At 65.7% G+C, this 17,946-nt stretch carries 16 protein-coding genes; 4 read left to right on the top strand and 12 right to left on the bottom strand.

Annotated features, from left to right (window positions below):
* Positions 1-92 precede the first annotated feature (92 nt).
* The 12 genes from ACNJYD_RS27110 to ACNJYD_RS27055 all read right to left on the bottom strand — a co-directional run bounded on the left by ACNJYD_RS27110 (position 93) and on the right by ACNJYD_RS27055 (position 13,961).
* The gene (locus ACNJYD_RS27110) at positions 93-977 is read right to left on the bottom strand and encodes an ABC transporter permease (RefSeq protein ID WP_212254829.1); all 885 of its coding nucleotides are present in this window, start codon (positions 975-977) and stop codon (positions 93-95) included.
* Between the two features lie 3 nt (positions 978-980).
* Positions 981-1,922: an ABC transporter permease gene (locus ACNJYD_RS27105; protein ID WP_439363836.1), complete on the bottom strand. Its 942-nt coding sequence runs from the start codon at positions 1,920-1,922 to the stop codon at positions 981-983.
* 157 nt (positions 1,923-2,079) lie between these two features.
* On the bottom strand, positions 2,080-3,588 hold the full coding sequence (locus ACNJYD_RS27100) for an ABC transporter substrate-binding protein (protein ID WP_439363835.1): 1,509 nt from the start codon (positions 3,586-3,588) through the stop codon (positions 2,080-2,082).
* 22 nt (positions 3,589-3,610) lie between these two features.
* On the bottom strand, positions 3,611-4,717 hold the full coding sequence (locus ACNJYD_RS27095) for an ABC transporter ATP-binding protein (protein ID WP_439363834.1): 1,107 nt from the start codon (positions 4,715-4,717) through the stop codon (positions 3,611-3,613).
* The gene (locus ACNJYD_RS27090) at positions 4,717-5,706 is read right to left on the bottom strand and encodes an ABC transporter ATP-binding protein (protein WP_439363833.1); all 990 of its coding nucleotides are present in this window, start codon (positions 5,704-5,706) and stop codon (positions 4,717-4,719) included. The genes ACNJYD_RS27095 and ACNJYD_RS27090 overlap by 1 nt, the downstream gene beginning before the upstream one ends.
* Positions 5,703-6,413: a DUF1028 domain-containing protein gene (locus ACNJYD_RS27085; RefSeq protein WP_439363832.1), complete on the bottom strand. Its 711-nt coding sequence runs from the start codon at positions 6,411-6,413 to the stop codon at positions 5,703-5,705. The genes ACNJYD_RS27090 and ACNJYD_RS27085 overlap by 4 nt, the downstream gene beginning before the upstream one ends.
* Before the next feature lie 9 nt (positions 6,414-6,422).
* Positions 6,423-8,225: a gamma-glutamyltransferase family protein gene (locus ACNJYD_RS27080; RefSeq protein ID WP_439363831.1), complete on the bottom strand. Its 1,803-nt coding sequence runs from the start codon at positions 8,223-8,225 to the stop codon at positions 6,423-6,425.
* Between the two features lie 87 nt (positions 8,226-8,312).
* Entirely contained in the window at positions 8,313-9,302 is a 990-nt protein-coding gene (locus ACNJYD_RS27075; RefSeq protein ID WP_439363830.1) for an ABC transporter ATP-binding protein, read from the bottom strand.
* Entirely contained in the window at positions 9,299-10,285 is a 987-nt protein-coding gene (locus ACNJYD_RS27070; RefSeq protein ID WP_172784018.1) for an ABC transporter ATP-binding protein, read from the bottom strand. The genes ACNJYD_RS27075 and ACNJYD_RS27070 overlap by 4 nt, the downstream gene beginning before the upstream one ends.
* Before the next feature lie 13 nt (positions 10,286-10,298).
* Positions 10,299-11,270, bottom strand: coding sequence for an ABC transporter permease (locus ACNJYD_RS27065; protein WP_212254837.1), 972 nt, complete (start codon positions 11,268-11,270; stop codon positions 10,299-10,301).
* A gap of 10 nt (positions 11,271-11,280) precedes the next feature.
* Positions 11,281-12,261 (bottom strand): ABC transporter permease, encoded by a 981-nt coding sequence (locus ACNJYD_RS27060; RefSeq protein ID WP_212254838.1) that lies wholly within the window; start codon positions 12,259-12,261, stop codon positions 11,281-11,283.
* Between the two features lie 104 nt (positions 12,262-12,365).
* A complete protein-coding gene (locus ACNJYD_RS27055; protein WP_212254839.1) occupies positions 12,366-13,961 on the bottom strand; it encodes an ABC transporter substrate-binding protein in 1,596 nt (531 codons plus the stop codon).
* A gap of 323 nt (positions 13,962-14,284) precedes the next feature.
* Here ACNJYD_RS27055 and ACNJYD_RS27050 point away from each other — a divergent pair, with 323 nt between their 5' ends.
* The 4 genes from ACNJYD_RS27050 to ACNJYD_RS27035 are packed head-to-tail and all read left to right on the top strand — an operon-like array spanning position 14,285 to position 17,944.
* Positions 14,285-14,542, top strand: coding sequence for a DUF6489 family protein (locus ACNJYD_RS27050; RefSeq protein ID WP_172784021.1), 258 nt, complete (start codon positions 14,285-14,287; stop codon positions 14,540-14,542).
* Positions 14,542-15,342 (top strand): esterase/lipase family protein, encoded by an 801-nt coding sequence (locus ACNJYD_RS27045; RefSeq protein WP_172784022.1) that lies wholly within the window; start codon positions 14,542-14,544, stop codon positions 15,340-15,342. The genes ACNJYD_RS27050 and ACNJYD_RS27045 overlap by 1 nt, the downstream gene beginning before the upstream one ends.
* Positions 15,343-15,387: 45 nt before the next feature.
* Complete coding sequence (locus tag ACNJYD_RS27040; protein ID WP_439363829.1) at positions 15,388-16,938, top strand: WS/DGAT/MGAT family O-acyltransferase; 1,551 nt, start codon at positions 15,388-15,390, stop codon at positions 16,936-16,938.
* Between the two features lie 10 nt (positions 16,939-16,948).
* Positions 16,949-17,944 (top strand): alpha/beta fold hydrolase, encoded by a 996-nt coding sequence (locus ACNJYD_RS27035; protein WP_172784024.1) that lies wholly within the window; start codon positions 16,949-16,951, stop codon positions 17,942-17,944.
* Positions 17,945-17,946 lie beyond the last annotated feature (2 nt).

The raw sequence follows: 17,946 nt of genomic DNA, 5'->3' as shown, positions 1-17,946 counted from the left end.
GAGGCCGCGTCTCGAAGGATGGCCGCGGGTTGCAGCGGGGCCATCATGGTTCGAGACGCACGTAATAACGCGCTCGTCACCATGAGAAATAATCAACGCTGCCTTGGGTCCAGCGCGTCGCGCAGGCCGTCGCCGAGCAGGTTCAGCGACAGCACGACGAGGAAGATCGCAAGACCCGGCCAGATCGCCATCCAGGGCGCCTGGGTCAGGAAGCGCTGCGCGGCGTTGAGCATGCTGCCCCAGGACGGCGCCGGCGGCTGCTGGCCAAGACCGAGGAAGGAGAGGGCGGCCTCGGCGATGATGGCCGCTGCGATCGAGAGCGTCGCCTGCACCAGCAGCGCCGGCAGGATGTTCGGCAGGATGTGCGAGAACGCGATCCGCCACGGCGGATTGCCGAGCGCGCGCGCGGCCTCGACATAGTCTTCGGCCTTGACGACGAGCACCTGGCCGCGGGTCAGGCGGATGAAGATCGGCGTCGCCGAGATGCCGATCGCGATCATGGCGTTGCCGAGGCTCGGGCCAAGGAACGCGGCGAGCGCGATCGCCAGGATCAGGAACGGGCAGGCCAGCATCGCATCGGTGATGCGGCTGATCAGTGCGTCGGTGAAGCCGCCGCGATAGCCGGCGAGCAGGCCGAGCGGCACGCCGATGCCGAGCGCGATCGCGACCGAGATCAGACCCGCGAGCAGGGAGGCGCGCGCGCCGTAGACGATGCGGCTCAGGATGTCGCGGCCGAGCTCGTCGGTGCCGAACCAGTGTGCCAAGGTCGGCGGTTTGCGCACCAGGCTCCAGCTCGTCGCGATGGGATCATAGGGCACGATGAGCGGGGCGAGCACGGCAAGGATGATGAACATCGTGAGCACGACGAGCCCAAACACCGCCGCCTTGCGCTTGAACAGCCGCCGACGCGCGCGGCGGGCCGGGCTATCCAGCTCGTCGGCTCGCGTGACAGGGCTCGGCAGCGCGGCGTCGGTCATGAATCAGCCCCGAAGCCGCGGATTGACGAGGATATAGGCGATGTCGGCCACGAGATTCAGCGTGATGTAGACCGTGGCCGTCACCAGGACCACGCCTTGCACCACGGCATAGTCGCGGTTGAATACGGCATCCACGATCAGCTTGCCGAAGCCGGGAATGGAGAAGATCTGCTCAGTCAGGACCGCGCCGGAGAGCAGCGTGCCGAGTTCGAGTGCGCCGAGCGTGATGACGGGGGTCAGCGCATTGCGCATGGCGTGCTTGAGGATCACCGTGCGCTCCAACAGTCCTTTGGCGCGCGCGGTGCGCACGTAGTCGCTTTCCAGCACCTGAAGCATGGCGCTGCGGGTATGCCGCATGAGGATCGCGGCGATCGCATTGCCGAGCACGAAGGCTGGCATGATGGTGACGGCGAGGCTCGCGCGCCAGTTCTCGCTGAGCGGCACGTAGCCGGAAGCCGGCAGCCATCCAAGCTGGATAGAGAACAGGAAGATCAGCATGATCCCGAGCCAGAAGTTCGGCGTCGAGATGCCCCACAGCGCAAATAGGTTGGCGCCGTAGTCCCAGGCCGAACCTTTCTTGACGGCGGCGACGATGCCGGCGGGAATACCGATCAGGAACGCGATCAGGATTGCCATCGAGCCGAGCTGCAGCGTCACCGGCAGCTTCTGCGCGATCAGCTCGCGCACCGGCATCTTGTTGCGCAGCGACTCGCCGAAATCGCCCGCGAGCACGCCCTTGATCCAGTAGGCGTATTGCACCGGGACGGGCTGATCGAGCCGGTACTGGCGACGGATCTGCTCGATCACGGCCGGGTCGCGCTCTTCCCCCGCCATCACCAGCGCGGGATCGCCCGGCAGCAATTGCTGCAGCGAGAAGATTAGCACCGAGACGAAGAACAGCGTCGGCACGATCTGCACAAGTCGACGGGCGAGGAAGTTCAGCATGGTCCCACTCGTGTCCCGGGCGAAGCGCAACATGCAATGTTGCGCTGCTGAACCGGGACCCAGCTGCCACGGTTCGTTGTTGCCATGGGTCCCGGCTCTGCGGAGCAGCGCTTCCGCGCTGCGCCGCATCCGGGACACGGACTAAATGTCAGGCCGATCACTTCAGCTTGAGTCCGATGACCCGGACGAGGCCGTCGGGCATCTGCCTGTAGCCTTCCAGCTTGGTCGTATGCGCGATGATGATGCGGCGGTGATAGAGGTACAGCAGCGGCTCTTCGTCCTGGACCAGCTTGGCCAGGATTTCATAGCTCGCCTTGCGCTTGGTGGGATCGGTGACGAGCCGCGCCTCCTCCAGCGCCTTGTCGGCTTGCGGATTGTTCCACCCGCCATAGTTCTGCGGCGCGCCATTGTGCAGGAACACGAAGGTGTTGCCGTCAGGGTCGACGCGGCCGCTCCAGGCGAGCATGTAGGCCTGGTAGTCACCGGCCTCCGCTTGCTTGAGTCCGGTCGCGAACTCGGTGACTCGGATCTTCATGTCGAACCCGGCTTCCGCCGCCATCGATTGGATCACCTGCGCGGGCGTCTCGGTTTCCGCGCCCTTGGGCACCAGGAAGTCGACGCTGACCGGCGGCGTCACGCCGGCCTCCTTCAGCAGCGCTTTGGCCTTGTCGACGTTGCGGGGACGGACCGGAAGCGATTTCTGATAATAGGGATGATCGGGATTGACCCATTGGTTGCCGACCTGGAACTCGCCGTTGAACACGACCTGATTGATCGCATCGCGGTCGATGGCGAGGTCGAGCGCCTGCCGCACCTTGGCGGATTGGCTGAGCGGGCCCTTGGCCTTGTCTTTGCCGATGTTGAGGGTGATGCCCTGATAGCCGAGCTCGATGGCGGTCGCGACCTTCAGCCGCGAGTCGGCGCGCACCTCCTTCAGATCGGTGGCGAGCACGCGCTCGATCAGGTCGAGGCCGCCGGATTTCAGGTTTGCGAGCCGCACCGTGGCATCGACGATCGGCTGGAACACGATCTTGTCGATGAAGACATTGTCCTTGTTCCAGTAGTCGGCGAACTTCTCGAATACCATGCGGTCCTGCTGCACGCGCTCGACGAACTTGTAGGGGCCGGCGCAGACCGGGCGCAGGCCGAACTTGTCGCCGGCCTCCTTCGCCGCCTTCGGCGACATCATCATCCCTGCGCGGTCGGTGAGCTGAGCGAGCAGCGGCGAGAACGGCGACTTCAGCACCAGCTTGATCGTGAGGGGATCGACGACCTCGACGTGATCGACCGAGGCGAGCTCCGGTTTCCGGAACGAGCCGGGGAACGTCAGATGCCGTTCCAGCGAGAACTTTGCGGCCTCGGCATCGAGCGGCTCGCCGTCGTGGAATTTCACGCCGGGCCGCAGCTTGATGACCAGCGCCTTGCCGTCGTCGGCGGTTTCGCTCGACAGGGCGAGCTGCGGCACGATGTTGAGCTTCTCGTCGATGTCGAACAGCTTGTCGCAGAAGGCGGAGAACACGATGCGGCCGACATAGGTGCGCGCCATCGTGGGATCGAGGATATCGGGATCTTCGGCAAGGCCGATGCGCAGCGTGGTCTGGGCCTGCACGGCTCCGAGCGACATCAGGACGGCGGCGGCCGTTGCGGCCAGGCGAGACATCTTCATCGGACAATCCCCATTGCTTCGGCTATTTCGTTGCGGACGCGGCGCCCTGTATACCAACCCCGGTGGGACTTCTGCCTTCCGTCTTTTGGCTGAAGGCCGCGACCAATTTTGCAAGCGCCGGCGAAAATCCGCCGGCGGTGGGCAGAATGGCGTCCGCGAACGGCAGCTCCGCGGTGCGATGACAGGCGGTGGCGTGGCCCGTGCCGTCGGCTAGAAGCGCAGGCGCCTCGTTGCGGCAGCGCTCGATCACGAACGGGCAGCGGGTGTGAAACCGGCAGCCGGCGGGCGGATTGAGCGCGCTCGGGATCTCGCCCTCCAGCAGCACCGTCGTTCGTTTCGCCTTCGGCTGTGGCAGCGGGATCGCCGACAGCAGCGCGCGGCTGTAAGGATGGCGCGGTGCGGCGAATAGCGCGTCGGCTTCCGCCGTCTCGACGATCTGGCCGAGATTCATCACCGCGACGTGGTCGGCGATGTGCTTGACGACGGCGAGGTCGTGCGAAACGAAGATGTAGGCGAGGCCGAGCCGGTCCTGCAGCTCGCGCAGCAGATTCAGGATCTGCGAGCGGATCGAGACGTCGAGCGCCGAGACCGGCTCGTCGCAGATGATGAGCTTCGGCTCGACCGCGAGCGCGCGGGCGATGGCGATGCGCTGGCGCTGACCGCCGGAGAATTCGTGCGGATAGCGCCGGGCGAGGCGCGGCTCCAGCCCGACCAGCCGCAGCAGCTCGGCGACGCGCTCTGCCCGCCGGGCCGGCGGCACCAGATCGTGCAGGGCCAGCGGCTCGGTCAGGATCTGGCCGACTGTCATGCGCGGATTGAGCGAGGCGTAGGGATCCTGGAAGATGATCTGCGCCTCGCGGCGGAAGGCGCGCAAGCCGCTGGCATCGAGCGCGAGCAGGTCGCGGCCGTCAAAGCGTACGGTGCCGGCATCCGGCTCGATCAGCCGTAGCACCAGTCGGCTGACGGTGGACTTGCCGCAGCCGGATTCGCCGACCAGGGCCAGCGTCTTGCCGGCCTCCAGCGAGAAGGACACGCCATCGACCGCCTTGACGTGCGCCAGCGGGCGGCCGAGCAGCGAGCGCTGGGCGACGAAATGCTTGACCAGGCCGTTGACTTCGAGCAGCGCCATCACGACACCAGCACTTCGAGCGGCGCGCGGATGCAGCGCGAGACATGGCCGACGCTGACTTCGACCAGCGGCGGCGGCACCTTGGTGCAGGCGTCGAGCACGAAGGGACAACGCGCGGCGAAGCGGCAACCGGCGGGCGGCTGCGCCATATTCGGCACCATGCCTTCGATCGTCGCAAGCTGCTCGGCGCGGTGGTCGAGCCGCGGGATCGAGCCGAGCAGGCCGACCGTGTAGGGATGCTGTGGCGCGGAGAACAATTCATCCACCGGCGCGCGCTCGACGATCTCGCCGGCATACATCACCGCGACCTCGTCGCAGACCTCGGCGACGACGCCGAGATCGTGGGTGATCAGGATGATCGCGGCGCCGCTTGCGGCCTTCAGCTCGCGCATCAGCTCCAGGATCTGGGCCTGCAGGGTGACGTCGAGTGCGGTGGTCGGCTCGTCCGCGATCAGCAGCCGCGGGTCGCAGGCAAGTGCCATCGCGATCATGACGCGCTGGCGCATGCCGCCGGAGAGCTTGTGCGGGTAGTCGTCGATGCGCCGCTCGGGCGAGGGGATATGGACGCGGCGCAACAGCTCGATCGCGCGCTCGCGGGCGCTCTTCCGCGAGCCGCCCCGGTGACGCAGGATCGTCTCGATGATCTGGTCGCCGATCGTAAAGCTCGGATTGAGCGAGGTCATCGGCTCCTGGAAGATCATCGCCAGCCGGTTGCCGCGCAGATCGCGCAACGTCTGGTCCGGCGTCGTCAGCAGGTCGAAACCGTCGAAGCGGATCGCGCCACTTATCTCCGCGCTCTGCTTCGGCAGCAGGCCCATGATCGCCAGCGACGTCACGCTCTTGCCGCAGCCGGATTCGCCGACGAGACCGAGCGTAGCGCCATTGGCGACGCTGAGATCGACGCTGTCGACCGCGTGGGTGATGCGGCCGTCGTCGCCGTGAAAGCGGATACGCAGATCCTTGATCTCGATGAGGGGGCTGGCACTCATGATCGTCTCGCGCGCGCCGCAGCGATGCTGGCGTCGATGACGCTGCGATCGGTGTTGCCGGCCGGGTTCTGCCGCGTCGGCATGGACGGCCGGAAGTGGACCCACAGCTCGTGGCTGACGCGCTCGAGGCGCTCGAGCTCTCCGAGCGGATCGGGATGGTCGTCGGCGCGAATGTCGAGGGCCGGCCATTCCTCTTGGCCGTGGATCACGAGGGCCGCCGACTGCTTGCCGCGCTTGTCGCCGCCGGCGGCTTCGCCGGCGCGCATTGCCGCGAGCAGGCGGCGCGGGAACGGCAGGCTGTCATTGGCGATGTAGGTCTTGGCGGTCTCGTCGAGCACGTCGGCCCCGGTGAGCATGTTGCCGGCGATCGAGAAGCCGCTGCCCGCGACGTGGCCGCACCAATCGACGCAGTCGCGCCCGGTATGCGCGGCGATTGCGCCGCTCGCATCCATGATGTGGATCTGGCGGCTCTCGCGGCCCTCGTCGGTCGCCAGCAGCGCGGCGAGCACGTCGTGCGCGTTGAGGCCCTCTCGCAACAGCTTGAGGCCGTCGATGCCGTAATAGGGATTGACGAAGGCCTGCGTTGCGATGGCGCCGAGGCCGGCCGCGATATAGGGCACGCGCGCGCCGACGGCGAAGAAGCGGGTTGCGACCGCGATGCCGAACTGGCCGGTGGCAGGATCGCGCGCGATGATCGACCAGGTCATGTGCTGCCTTCAGCGCCCCGCCGCGTAGCCCTGCATGCCGCGCGGATTGGCGGCGGCGCGGCGGCGGCGACCGACGCGTGAGGCCGCGGTGAGGCGGCCTTCCGACCAGTCGGGACCGACCTCGACGATATGCCCGCGCTCGCGCAGGTTCCCGATCGTCGCCTTCGGCACGCGGTTCTCGACCACGAGCACGCCGGGACGCGCGGTGCGCGGCCAGAACGAGATCGGGAAATGCTCGGAATGCCAGGCCGGCGCGTCGATCGCTTCCTGGAGATTGAGGTTGCAATGGACGTGACGCAGGAAGAATTGCGTGATCCACTGGTCCTGCTGGTCGCCGCCGGGCGAGCCCCAGGCGAGATAAGGCTCGCCGTCGCGCAGCGCCATGGTCGGAGAGAGCGTCGTGCGCGGCCGCTTGCCCGGCGCGAGCGAGCCCGGTTGGTTCTCCTCCAAATCGAACATTTGTGCGCGGCTGCCGAGGCAGAAGCCCAGTTCGGGAATGACCGGCGAGGATTGCAGCCAGCCCCCCGAAGGCGTCGAGGACACCATGTTGCCAGCCTTATCGATGATGTCGAAATGCACGGTGTCGCCGCGCACCTCGCCGAAGCGCCCCACGGTCGGCTCGCCGGCGCCGAGCGCGCCAACAGCCTCGCGTTGGCCCTCAGCGCGGCGCAGCTTGACTACGCCGCCGAAGCCCTCGACCGCGCCGGGCCGGAGATCGAGCGAAGCCTTGTCGGTGACCAGCTTGCGGCGCTCGTCGTTGTAGGCATCCGACAGCAGCGTCGCGATCGGGATCTCGCTGAACTTGGGATCGCCGTAGAATTTTTCACGGTCGGCGAAGGCGAGCTTGGCGCATTCGATCTGGAGATGGATGAACTCCGGCCCGGTCGGGTCGAGGCCGTCGAGCGCAAAGCCCTTCAGCAGCGCGAGCTGCTGCAGCGTCACCGGCCCCTGGCTCCAGACGCCGGCCTTGCAGACGGTGTAGCGGCCGTAGTCGTAGGTGAGTGGCGCCTCGACCGTCGGCTGCCAGCGCGCCATGTCGTCGGCGGAGAGCACGCCGCGATGCGGCGAGCCGCTGACGTCCATCACCTCCTGGGTCCGGCAGAACTTGTCGATGGCTTCCGCGACGAAGCCTTGCGACCAGGCTTTGCGCGCGCGCTCGATTTCGGCGTCGCGGCCGCCGCCGCCGCTCTCGGCCTCGCTGAGAATACGGGCGTAGGTCGCAGCCAGCGTCTTGTTGGTGAACAGCGTGCCCGGCTTGGGCACTTCGCCGTTCGGCAGGTAGACGGCGGCCGAGGTTGGCCAGTGCTTGCGGAACAATTGCTCGACGGTCTGGATCGTGGCGCAGGCGCGCTCCACCAACGGATAACCGTCGCGGGCATAGGAGATCGCGGGCTCCAGCACGTCGCGCACGCGCATCGTGCCGTAGTCGCGCAGCAGCATCATCCAGGATTCGAAGGTGCCGGGAACGCAGGCGGCAAGCAGGCCCGTGCCCGGCACCATGTCGAGGCCTTCGTTTCTGTAATGCGCGATGGTGGCGCGCGCCGGCGCCGGGCCCTGGCCGCAGATCACCTCGGTGCGGGCGCGCTTGACGTCATGGACGATGACAGGCACGTCGCCGCCGGGACCGTTCAGATGCGGCTCGACCACCTGAAGGGTGAAGGCGGTGGCGACGCCGGCATCGAAGGCATTGCCGCCCTTTTCCAGGATTCCCATGCCCGCGGCCGTCGCGATCCAGTGCGTCGAGGCGACGACCCCGAACGTGCCCTCGATCTCGGGCCTCGTCGTGAACGGATCGGGATTGATATTGCCCATGGGACTTCACCACCTTATTTTCGGCGCGCGCAATTGATCACAGGGCCACGCCGCCGCCAAATGCGCAGGCTGCATGGCACGGGCGCGTCACGCCGGGACCGGCGCGGTGTTGACGGCGTGGCAGGCGACGCCGTCAATCAGTTCCGGCGTCTCCCTGCGGCAGAGATCGAACGCCAGCGGGCAGCGCGGATTGAAGGCGCAGCCGGGAGGCGGATTGATCGGATTCGGGATCTCGCCCTTGACCGGAATGCGCTGGCGGCCGCTCATGGCGAGATCAGGCACGGCGCCCAGCAGCATCTTGGTGTAGGGCATGCGCGGATTGGCGAATAGCTCGCGTCCCTCCGCGATCTCGACGATACGGCCGAGATACATCACGCCGACGCGGCTCGCCATGTGGCGCACCACGGCGAGGTTGTGGCTGATGAACATGTAGGTCAGGCCGAACTTGTCCTGGAGGTCGCGCATCAGGTTGAGGATCTGCGCCTGCACGGAGACGTCGAGGGCCGAGGTCGGCTCGTCGCAGACGATGAATTCGGCGTCCGATGCGAGCGCCCGCGCGATCGCGATGCGCTGGCGCTGGCCGCCGGAGAATTCGTGCGGGTATTTCAACCGGTCGTCCGGATGCAGGCCGACGAGGCTGAGCAGCTCGCCGACGCGGGCCTGGATGTCGCGCTCGCCCTGGATCAGGTCGAAGGCGCGGATCGGCTCGGAGATGATGGCATCGACCCGGAAGCGCGGATTCAGGCTCGCATAGGGGTCCTGGAAGATCATCTGGATCCGGCGGCGCAGCTTTCGCCGCGCAGGCGCCTGCCGCGGGTCGGTCATGGAGACGCCGTCGATCAGCACGTCGCCGGCGCTTGGCGGCAGCAGGCCGACGACCATGCGTGCCACCGTGGTCTTGCCGGAGCCGGACTCGCCAACGAGAGCAAACGTCTCGCCCTTCCTGATGTCGAAGGTGACGTGATCGACCGCCTTGAGATATTCGAGGTGTCCGCCTTCGAGCACGCGGTTGAGCCAGGGTTTCGAGACGTCGAAGACGCGGCGCAGGTTTGTGGCCTGGACGAAGGGAGCGCTCATGCCACGCTCTCCGCAGGCACATCGTCATAGAGGTGGCAGGCGACGGATTGCGCGCCGCGCGGAAGCGGCTCCGGCCGATCGACCCGGCAGCGATCGAAGGCGAAGGCGCAGCGCGGATTGAACGAGCAGCCGCGCGGGATTGCCGACAGGCGCGGCATCGAGCCCGGGATCTGCACCAGGCGCTTGTCCTCGCCGGCAAGCGTCGGGATCGCGCCCATCAGGCCCTTGGCGTAAGGGTGCAGCGGATTCTTCACGACGTCTTGCACCGGACCGATCTCGGCGACACGGCCGGCATACATCACCGCCACGCGGTCCGACGTCTCCGCGATCACGCCCATGTCGTGGGTCACCAGCATCACCGCGGTGCCGTGGTCGCGGCCGAGCCGTTTGATCAGCGAGATGATCTGCGCCTGCACGGAGACGTCGAGCGCGGTGGTCGGCTCGTCCGCGATGATCAGCTCCGGCTCGGCGCAGATCGCGAGCGCAATCACGACGCGCTGGCGCATGCCGCCGGAAAACTCGTGGGGATAGCCGTCGATACGCTTTTCCGGCGCGGGAATGCCGACCTCGGCGAGCAGATCGATGGCGCGGCGGCGGGCGGCCGACTCCGACAGACTGAGATGGGTGCGGATCGTCTCCACGATCTGGTCGCCGACCTTGTACAGCGGGTTCAGCGATGTCAGGGGATCCTGGAAGATCATCCCGATGCGCTTGCCGCGCACGCGGCGCATCTCCTCCGGCGGCAGATTATCGATGCGCAGGCCCGCGAGATGAATCTCGCCGCCGGCGATGCGGCCGGGCGGATCGATCAGGCCGATTACCGCGAGGCCGGTGACGGACTTGCCGGCTCCGGACTCGCCGACGACCCCGAGCACCTCGCCCTTGGCGATGTCGAAGGAGACGCCGTCGATGGCGCGCAGCGTGCCGCGGCGGGAGGCGAACTCCACGTGAAGATCGCGTACGGAAAGGACGGGTTCGGTCATGGACGAGGCGTATTCATCGAAGCTTCGGATTGAGCGCATCGCGCAGCCAGTCGCCGAGCAGATTGATCGACAGGATCAGCGCCGCGAGCGCGAGCCCCGGGAAGGCGACGATCCACCATTCGCCGGCGAACAGATAATTGTTGCCGATGCGGATCAGCGTGCCGAGCGAGGGCATGGTGTCGGGCAGGCCGACGCCGAGGAAGGACAGCGTCGCCTCGGTGATGATGGCGAGCGCGAGATTGATGGTGGCGATGACCAGGATCGGGCCCATCGTGTTCGGCAGCACGTGCCGCAGCATGATCTTCGGGGCGGGCAGGCCGATCAGCTGCGCGGCGGCCACGTAGTCCTTGTTCTTCTCCACCATCACGGAGCTGCGCACGGTCCGGGCATAGCCCACCCAGAAGCTCAGGCCGATCGAGATCACCAGCACCGCCAGCATGCTGGTGGCGTCCAGCCGGTTGCCGAGGATCGACTTCGCGATGCCGTTGACCAGGAGCGCGATCAGGATGGCGGGGAAGGTGAGCTGCACGTCGGCGATCCGCATGATGACGCCGTCGACTGCGCCGCCGAAATAGCCGGCGATCAGGCCGAGCGCGATGCCGAGCGCGCCGGCGAAGATCACGCCGGCGACGCCCACGGCGAGCGAGATGCGCATGCCATAGAGAATGGCGGAGAACACGTCGCGGCCCTGCTCGTCGGTGCCGAGCAAAAACGGGCTCTGACCGTCCGCGGTCCACAGCGGTGAAATCCGCGAATTCATCAATTGCAATTGTGCCGGATCGAACGGGTTCTGCACCGCGAGCACGGAGGCAAAGATCGCAAGCAGGAAGAACAGGACCGTGATGGCCGCGGCCACCATGGTGAGCTTGGAGCGGCGGAACGAATAGAACAGGTCGCTGTCGAGCGTGCGGCTGAACCAGCCATGCGCGGCCTGCACCGGCTGTGCGCTTTGCTTGTCGGAATTGGAGACGACTGCGTCGGACATGCAGGCTGCCTTATGCGGCGCGACCGACGGTCGAGCGCAGGCGCGGATCGACCACCGTGTAGAGAATATCGACCACCAGATTGATGGTGACGAAGATCAGTGAAACCATCAGCAGGTAGGCGGCCATGATCGGAATATCGACGTTTTGCACGGCCTGGACGAACAGAAGCCCCATGCCGGGCCATTGGAACACGGTTTCGGTGATGATCGAAAATGCAATAACCGAGCCAAATTGAAGCCCGGCCACGGTGATCACCGGAATCAGCGTGTTCTTCAGCGCGTGGCCGAAATGGATCGCACGCGTGGTCAGTCCCCTCGCGCGGGCGAAACGGATATAGTCGGTCCGCAACACTTCCAGCATTTCCGCGCGCACCAGGCGCATGATCAGGGTCATCTGGAACAGGCCGAGCGTGATCGAAGGCATGATCAGCGCCTTCAGTCCCGACACCGTGAGCAGGCCCGTGGTCCACCAGCCGAGCTTGACCACCTCGCCGCGGCCGAACGAGGGCAACCAGCCCAATGTCACCGCGAACAGATAGATCAGGAGAATGCCGATCAGGAAGGTCGGCAGCGAGATGCCGATTAGCGAGACCGCCTGGAATAATTTGGCCAGCACGGTATCGCGCTTGAGCGCCGAATAGACGCCCATCAGGATGCCGCAAACCATTGCAAACACGGTCGCACAGATCGCAAGTTCCAGCGTCGCGGGCATGCGCTCCATCAACAGGGCCGCGACCGGCTGACGGAACTGGTAGGAGACGCCGAACTTGAACTGCGCCGCATCGGCGAAATAGCGCACGAACTGCACCGGCACGGGGTCGTCGAGGCCGAGCGACTTGCGCACGATCGCGCGTTCGGCTGCCGAGGTGTCGATCGAAACGATCTGATTGACGGGGTCGCCGGCGAAACGGAACATCGAGAACGCGATGATGCCGACGGCGAACATGACGCCGATGGCCTGAACGGCGCGGCGAAGCGTGAAAGCGAGCATGCCTTCCACTTTCCTTGAGTGAGCGTACGGCCGACGTCCTTGACGGCCGGAAAAGAAGAGGTCCCGGAAGGCAGATGCCGCCGGGACCTCGTGTTCAACCGATGCTATTCCTTCTTGGTCGACCAGTGGAACATGACGAGATTGTCGGCGCGCTGCGGCAGGTTGACCTTCTTCGAGACTCCCCAGGCCAGCGCCTGCTGGTGCAGCGGGATGTAGGACCAGTCCTTCATGCCGATCTCGTAGGCCTCCTTGATCAGCTGGTTGCGCTTCTCGGCGTCGGTTTCGACCAGCACCTTGTCGGTGATGGCGTCGAACGCCTTGTTGCAATAGCCGCCGAGATTGGCCTCGCCGCGGGAGGATTTCGCATCGTCGCGGCAGCCCATGATGTCGTAGAGCACGTTGTGGGAGTCCATCGTGCTCGGGGTCCAGCCCAGCAGGTAGAACGAGGTCTGGTAGCCGCCCTGCTTGAGCACCTTGGCGAAGTACTGCGCCTTCGGCTGGGCCAGGAGATTGATCTTGACGCCAATGCGGGCAAGCATGCCGACCACTGCCTGGCAGATCGCGGCGTCGTTGACGTAGCGGTCGTTCGGGCAGTCCATGGTGACCTCGAAGCCGTCGGGGTAGCCGGCTTCGGTCAGCAGCTTCTTGGCGCCGTCGGGATCGAATTTCGGCCGCGTGAAGCTCTTGGACAGTGCGAACAGCTCCGGCGCGATCATCAGCGCGGACGGCGTCGACAGGCCACGCATCACGCGCGTCTTGATCAGCTCGATGTCGATCGCCTTGTAGAAGGCCTCGCGGACGCGGGCGTCCTTGAACGGGTTCTTGCCCTTGATGTTGGAGTAGAGCAGCTCATCGCGCATCTGATCGAAGCCGATGAAGATGGTGCGCAGCTCCGGCCCCTTCAGCACCTGGGCATTCGGGCTGGAATCGACGCGGGAGATGTCCTGGATCGGAACCGGCTCGATGACGTCAACCTCGCCCGAGAGCAGCGCCGCGACGCGGGTGGCGTCGGAGGAGATCGGCGTGAAGATGATCTCCTTCAAATTGCCTTCGACCTTGCCCCAGTAATTGGGATTGGCCTTGAACACGGTCTTCACGCCGGGCTGGTGGCTTTCGATGATGAAGGGGCCGGTGCCGTTCTCATGGAGCGAGGCGTAGCTCGGCGTGGTCGCCGCTACCGGCGTCGGGTCGACGACGTTGTTCTCCTCGGCCCATTTCTTGTCCATGATGTACCAGACATCCCACGAATTATGCAGGATGGGATTGGGCGAGGGCAGGACGAAATCGACGGTGTAGTCGTCGACCTTGACGACCTTGACGTCGGGCGCAAGACGGGTCTGCATGTTGGACCCCTTCTTGCGGACGCGATCGGCCGAGAACACCACGTCGTCGGCGGTGAAGGGATCGCCGTTGTGGAATTTCACGCCCTTGCGCAGATGAAAGCGCCAGCGGGTCGGCTCCGGAGTTTCCCAGCTTTCCGCCAGTGCCGGAATGATCTTGAGGTCCTTGTCGCGCGCGGTGAGGCCCTGATAGACGTGGCCGAGATGGGCGTGGGTGGTGCTCTCGTTCAGGGTATAGGGATCGAGCGACTTCAGGTCACCCTGATTGGCATAACGTAGCGTCTGGCTGGCTGCTGGCGAGATCGCCAACGCAAGCGTACCGGCGAGCGTCGCCGCAAACAGACTTTGACCGACTGACATTCTTGACCCTCTCCACACTGCCGCGCCGGTGATTTTTGATTGTTCGGCGGGGCTTACTGATCCATGTTGCCCAGAGTTCTCGACCCGTGCAAGCGTCATTCCAGCAAGGAACGCGCCAAGTTGCACCGCTGTGCAGCAATGCTGCCCGGCAATCCCGGGCAGGCCGGCGAGCTTCTGCGCGGGGGCGCGGGCCGGACAATTTGATTGACCATATCGGTCGATCGGGGGAGCCGGTCCTAACGGCTTCCCCTCAGGTCGCTTGCGTTGCAGACCTTCTCGCGGTGATACTCCGACAGGCCGCTCGAATCTCATCTGGAGGGGACATGAAGGTTAACATCGAAATCGACTGCACCCCCCTCGAGGCCCGCCAGTTCTTCGGTCTGCCTGACGTGGGGCCGATGCAGACGGCGGTGATGGACAAGCTGCAGCAGCAGGTGCTCAGTAACATCGAGAAGGTCTCGCCGGAATCGCTGATCCAGAGCTGGTTCACCTTCGATCCCAAGATCGCCGAGCGGTTTCAGGACATGTTCGTCGCGATGGCCGGCCTCGGCGGCCCGCGCAGCGGCGACAAGAAAAAATAGTGTCGCCGGGGCCGGACGGGGCGCTGCAAGAAGGCCGGCTTCGTCCGCCGGGTCTCGGCCTGCTGCTCGCCGAGGCCCGTGGCCTATTCGAGTTGAATGCGAGCCTATTGCTGTCGCCGCTCCTGATGCGGGCGCCGCGCGGCGATGGCCATCCGGTGCTGGCGCTGCCGGGCTTTCTCGCCAGCGACCTCTCGATGGTGCCGCTGCGGCGCTATCTCAGCGAGCTCGGTTATGAGGCGCATGCCTGGCGGATGGGCCGCAATCTCGGCGGGCTCGGGCGCATGCGGGATTCGCTGCGCATGCGCCTGGCCGAAATCCATGCCGCCACGGGACGCAAGGTCAGCCTGGTCGGGTGGAGCCTCGGCGGCGTCTATGCCCGCGATCTCGCGCTTTGGGCACCGGACAAGGTCCGCTACGTCGTCACGCTCGGCAGCCCTTTTGCCAACGACGTACGGGCGACCAACGCGACGCGGCTCTACGAGACGCTGTCCGGCGAGCGGGTCGATGATTTTGTGGAAGCGCGCGAGGCTATCGCCGGCGATCTGCCGGTGCCGGCGACGTCGATCTATTCGCGCGCCGACGGTGTTGTGAACTGGCGGACCTGTCTGCTCCGCCCCTCCGAGCGTGCCGAGAACATCGAGGTGCTGCTGGCGAGCCATATCGGGCTCGGCGTGAACCCGGCGGTGCTGTGGGCCGTGGCGGACCGCCTGGCGCAACCGGAGGGAGACTTCTGGCCATTTGACCGGGCGGGGCCCTTTGCCATTGCATATGCCCCGCCGGAGCGGGCAGTATCGGCCTGACGAGAAGCGCCGCCAAGGCGCCCGTCGAATATACGGGAGGGAACCATGGCTGACGGTAAGAAGCTGTCGTCGCTTGACGCGTCGTTTCTCTATCTGGAAACACCGGAGATGCCGATGCATGTCGGCAGCATGGCGATCTTCCGCCTGCCTGACGACTACAAGGGCGACTTCTTCGAAGACTTCAAGGCGATGATCGTCTCGCGCTTGCACATCGCGCCGATTCTCAAGGCGCGGCTGGAGAAGGCGCCGCTCGACATCGATCATCCCTCCTGGGTCGAGGACGACCAGTTCGACATCGACCGCCACATCTTCCGCGCCAGCCTGCCGCAGCCGCGCGATCGCGCCACGCTCGAGCGCATCGTCGGCTGGATGCATGCCAAGCTGTTGAACCGCGCCCGCCCGCTCTGGGAGTTCTACGTATTCGAGGGCATGAAGGACAACGAGGTCGGGCTCTATTCCAAGATGCACCATGCTGCGATCGACGGCGGCGCCGGTGCGGCGCTGACCAACATGATCTACGACATCTCGCCGATCCCGCGGAAGGTCGATCCGCCGACCGCGGGCAGCAGGCCCGGACAGGAGCCGCGCGACATCGCGGCGAACCTGCTCGATTCCTATCAGCAGCTGTTCAGCCAGCCGCTGGAGGCTTCGCAAGCGGCGAAGAACCTGCAGCTGCCGCGCACCGGCAAGAGCGATATCGGCTCGATCCTGTTCGACAACGCGATGTACCAGATCGAGAGCGCGGTGCGCTTCGCCGGCAACATCCCGACCGTGCTCAAGAGCGTCTCCGACGTGCTCGGCAAGGTCGCCGATCCCAAATCGCGCGAGAGCCTCGCCAGCATGGTGTCGCCGCCGACCATGCTCAACAAGACGATCTCCTCGGAGCGGAGCTTTGCCGGCGTGTCGATCCCGCTGTCGCGGGCCAAGGCGCTGGCCAAGCAGGCCGGCGGCAAGCTCAACGACGTCGTGCTGGCGCTCGCCTCCGGCGTGGTTCGCCGCTATCTCCTGCAATATGGCACGCTGCCGGCGAAATCCCTGACCGCCGCCGTGCCGATCTCGCTGCGTGAGGAGGGCAACACCGAGGCCAACAACCAGGTGTTCGGCATGATCTGCTCGATCGCCACCAACATCGAGGATCCCAAGGCGCGCCTCGAGGCCATCATCGCGCAATCGACCAAGTCCAAGGAGATGTCGCATCCCTTGCGCGCCTTGATGCCGCAGGTCTCCAACATCTCGATGCTGGGCGCGCCGATCATGGTGCAGATCCTGGCGTTGCTCTACAGCCGCTCGAATCTTTCCGACGTGCTGCCGCCCGCGGCCAACATCACCGTGTCCAACGTGCCCGGGCCGCGCCAGACGCTCTATGCCGCCGGCGCCGAGCTCTTGCACATCTTCCCGGTGTCGATCTCGACCCACGGGCAGGCGCTCAACATCACCGTGCAGAGCTATCGCGACCAGCTCGATTTCGGCTTCATCGTCGGCGCCAACATCATTCCGCACGTCCAGGTGATGTGCGACATGCTGCCCGAGGAGTTCGCCGCGCTGGAGGCGGCCTACACGCCGCCGGCCACCGATATCAAGGGCGCTGCGGAGTAAGGAATTTGCAATGATTGAAATGCCCCCGCTCAAGTTCGCGACGACGAACGGAATCCGCATGGGCTATTACGAGGCAGGCCCCGCCGACGACAAGCCGCCGGTCGTGCTGTGCCACGGCTGGCCCGAGCTCGCCTTCTCCTGGCGCCATCAGATCAAGACGCTGAGCGAGGCCGGCATCCGCGTGATCGCGCCCGACCAGCGCGGCTACGGCGCGACCGACCGGCCAGAGCCGGTCGAAGCCTATGACATGGAGCACTTGACCGGCGATCTCGTCGGTTTGCTCGATCATCTCGGAATCGACAAGGCGATCTTTGTCGGTCACGACTGGGGCGGCTTCGTCGTCTGGCAGATGCCGCTGCGGCATCCCACGCGCGTCGCCGGCGTCGTTGGGGTCAACACCCCGCACTGGGACCGCGCGCCGATCGACCCGATCGCGCTGTTCCGCCAGCGCTTTGGCGACCAGATGTACATCGTCCAGTTCCAGGACCCCGCGCGCGGACCGGACAAGATCTTCAGCAGCCGTGTCGAGCAGACTTTTGACGCCTTCATGCGCAAACCGGCCGCGCGCCCTCCGGGTGCGCCCGAGGAACAGCCGATTGCCGGCATTGGTGCTTCGCCCCGCATCAACCTGGCGTTCCCGCAGATGATCGCGAATTACGACGCCAGACATGATCCGCGCACGCCGATCCTGTCGGCTGACGAGAAGAAAGTGTTCGTCGATACATTCACGAAGACCGGTTTTACCGGCGGCATCAACTGGTACCGCAATTTCACCCGTAACTGGGAGCGCGCGAATGGGCTGGACCATCACGTCCACGTGCCGTCGCTGATGATCATGGCCGAGAACGATGCGGTGCTGCCGCCATCGGCGGCCGACGGCATGGAGAAGCTGATCGATGACCTCGAGAAGTATCTGGTGAAGGACAGCGGCCATTGGACGCAGCAGGAGAAGCCGGAAGAGGTCAGCGCCAAGCTGATCGAATGGCGTAGAAGGCGGTTTGGCTAGCG

The organism is Bradyrhizobium sp. SPXBL-02 (assembly GCF_051853065.1).
GTDB lineage: Bacteria > Pseudomonadota > Alphaproteobacteria > Rhizobiales > Xanthobacteraceae > Bradyrhizobium.
The sequence above is the reverse complement of the archived record's forward strand: the minus strand, read 5'-3'. Positions and strand labels throughout refer to the sequence as shown.

Coding starts and splice junctions, on each gene's coding strand:
- ACNJYD_RS27110 (WP_212254829.1), bottom strand. CDS start 977: ATGACCGACGCCGCGCTGCCGAGCCCTGTCACGCGAGCCGACGAGCTG.
- ACNJYD_RS27105 (WP_439363836.1), bottom strand. CDS start 1,922: ATGCTGAACTTCCTCGCCCGTCGACTTGTGCAGATCGTGCCGACGCTG.
- ACNJYD_RS27100 (WP_439363835.1), bottom strand. CDS start 3,588: ATGAAGATGTCTCGCCTGGCCGCAACGGCCGCCGCCGTCCTGATGTCG.
- ACNJYD_RS27095 (WP_439363834.1), bottom strand. CDS start 4,717: ATGGCGCTGCTCGAAGTCAACGGCCTGGTCAAGCATTTCGTCGCCCAG.
- ACNJYD_RS27090 (WP_439363833.1), bottom strand. CDS start 5,706: ATGAGTGCCAGCCCCCTCATCGAGATCAAGGATCTGCGTATCCGCTTT.
- ACNJYD_RS27085 (WP_439363832.1), bottom strand. CDS start 6,413: ATGACCTGGTCGATCATCGCGCGCGATCCTGCCACCGGCCAGTTCGGC.
- ACNJYD_RS27080 (WP_439363831.1), bottom strand. CDS start 8,225: ATGGGCAATATCAATCCCGATCCGTTCACGACGAGGCCCGAGATCGAG.
- ACNJYD_RS27075 (WP_439363830.1), bottom strand. CDS start 9,302: ATGAGCGCTCCCTTCGTCCAGGCCACAAACCTGCGCCGCGTCTTCGAC.
- ACNJYD_RS27070 (WP_172784018.1), bottom strand. CDS start 10,285: ATGACCGAACCCGTCCTTTCCGTACGCGATCTTCACGTGGAGTTCGCC.
- ACNJYD_RS27065 (WP_212254837.1), bottom strand. CDS start 11,270: ATGTCCGACGCAGTCGTCTCCAATTCCGACAAGCAAAGCGCACAGCCG.
- ACNJYD_RS27060 (WP_212254838.1), bottom strand. CDS start 12,261: ATGCTCGCTTTCACGCTTCGCCGCGCCGTTCAGGCCATCGGCGTCATG.
- ACNJYD_RS27055 (WP_212254839.1), bottom strand. CDS start 13,961: ATGTCAGTCGGTCAAAGTCTGTTTGCGGCGACGCTCGCCGGTACGCTT.
- ACNJYD_RS27050 (WP_172784021.1), top strand. CDS start 14,285: ATGAAGGTTAACATCGAAATCGACTGCACCCCCCTCGAGGCCCGCCAG.
- ACNJYD_RS27040 (WP_439363829.1), top strand. CDS start 15,388: ATGGCTGACGGTAAGAAGCTGTCGTCGCTTGACGCGTCGTTTCTCTAT.
- ACNJYD_RS27035 (WP_172784024.1), top strand. CDS start 16,949: ATGATTGAAATGCCCCCGCTCAAGTTCGCGACGACGAACGGAATCCGC.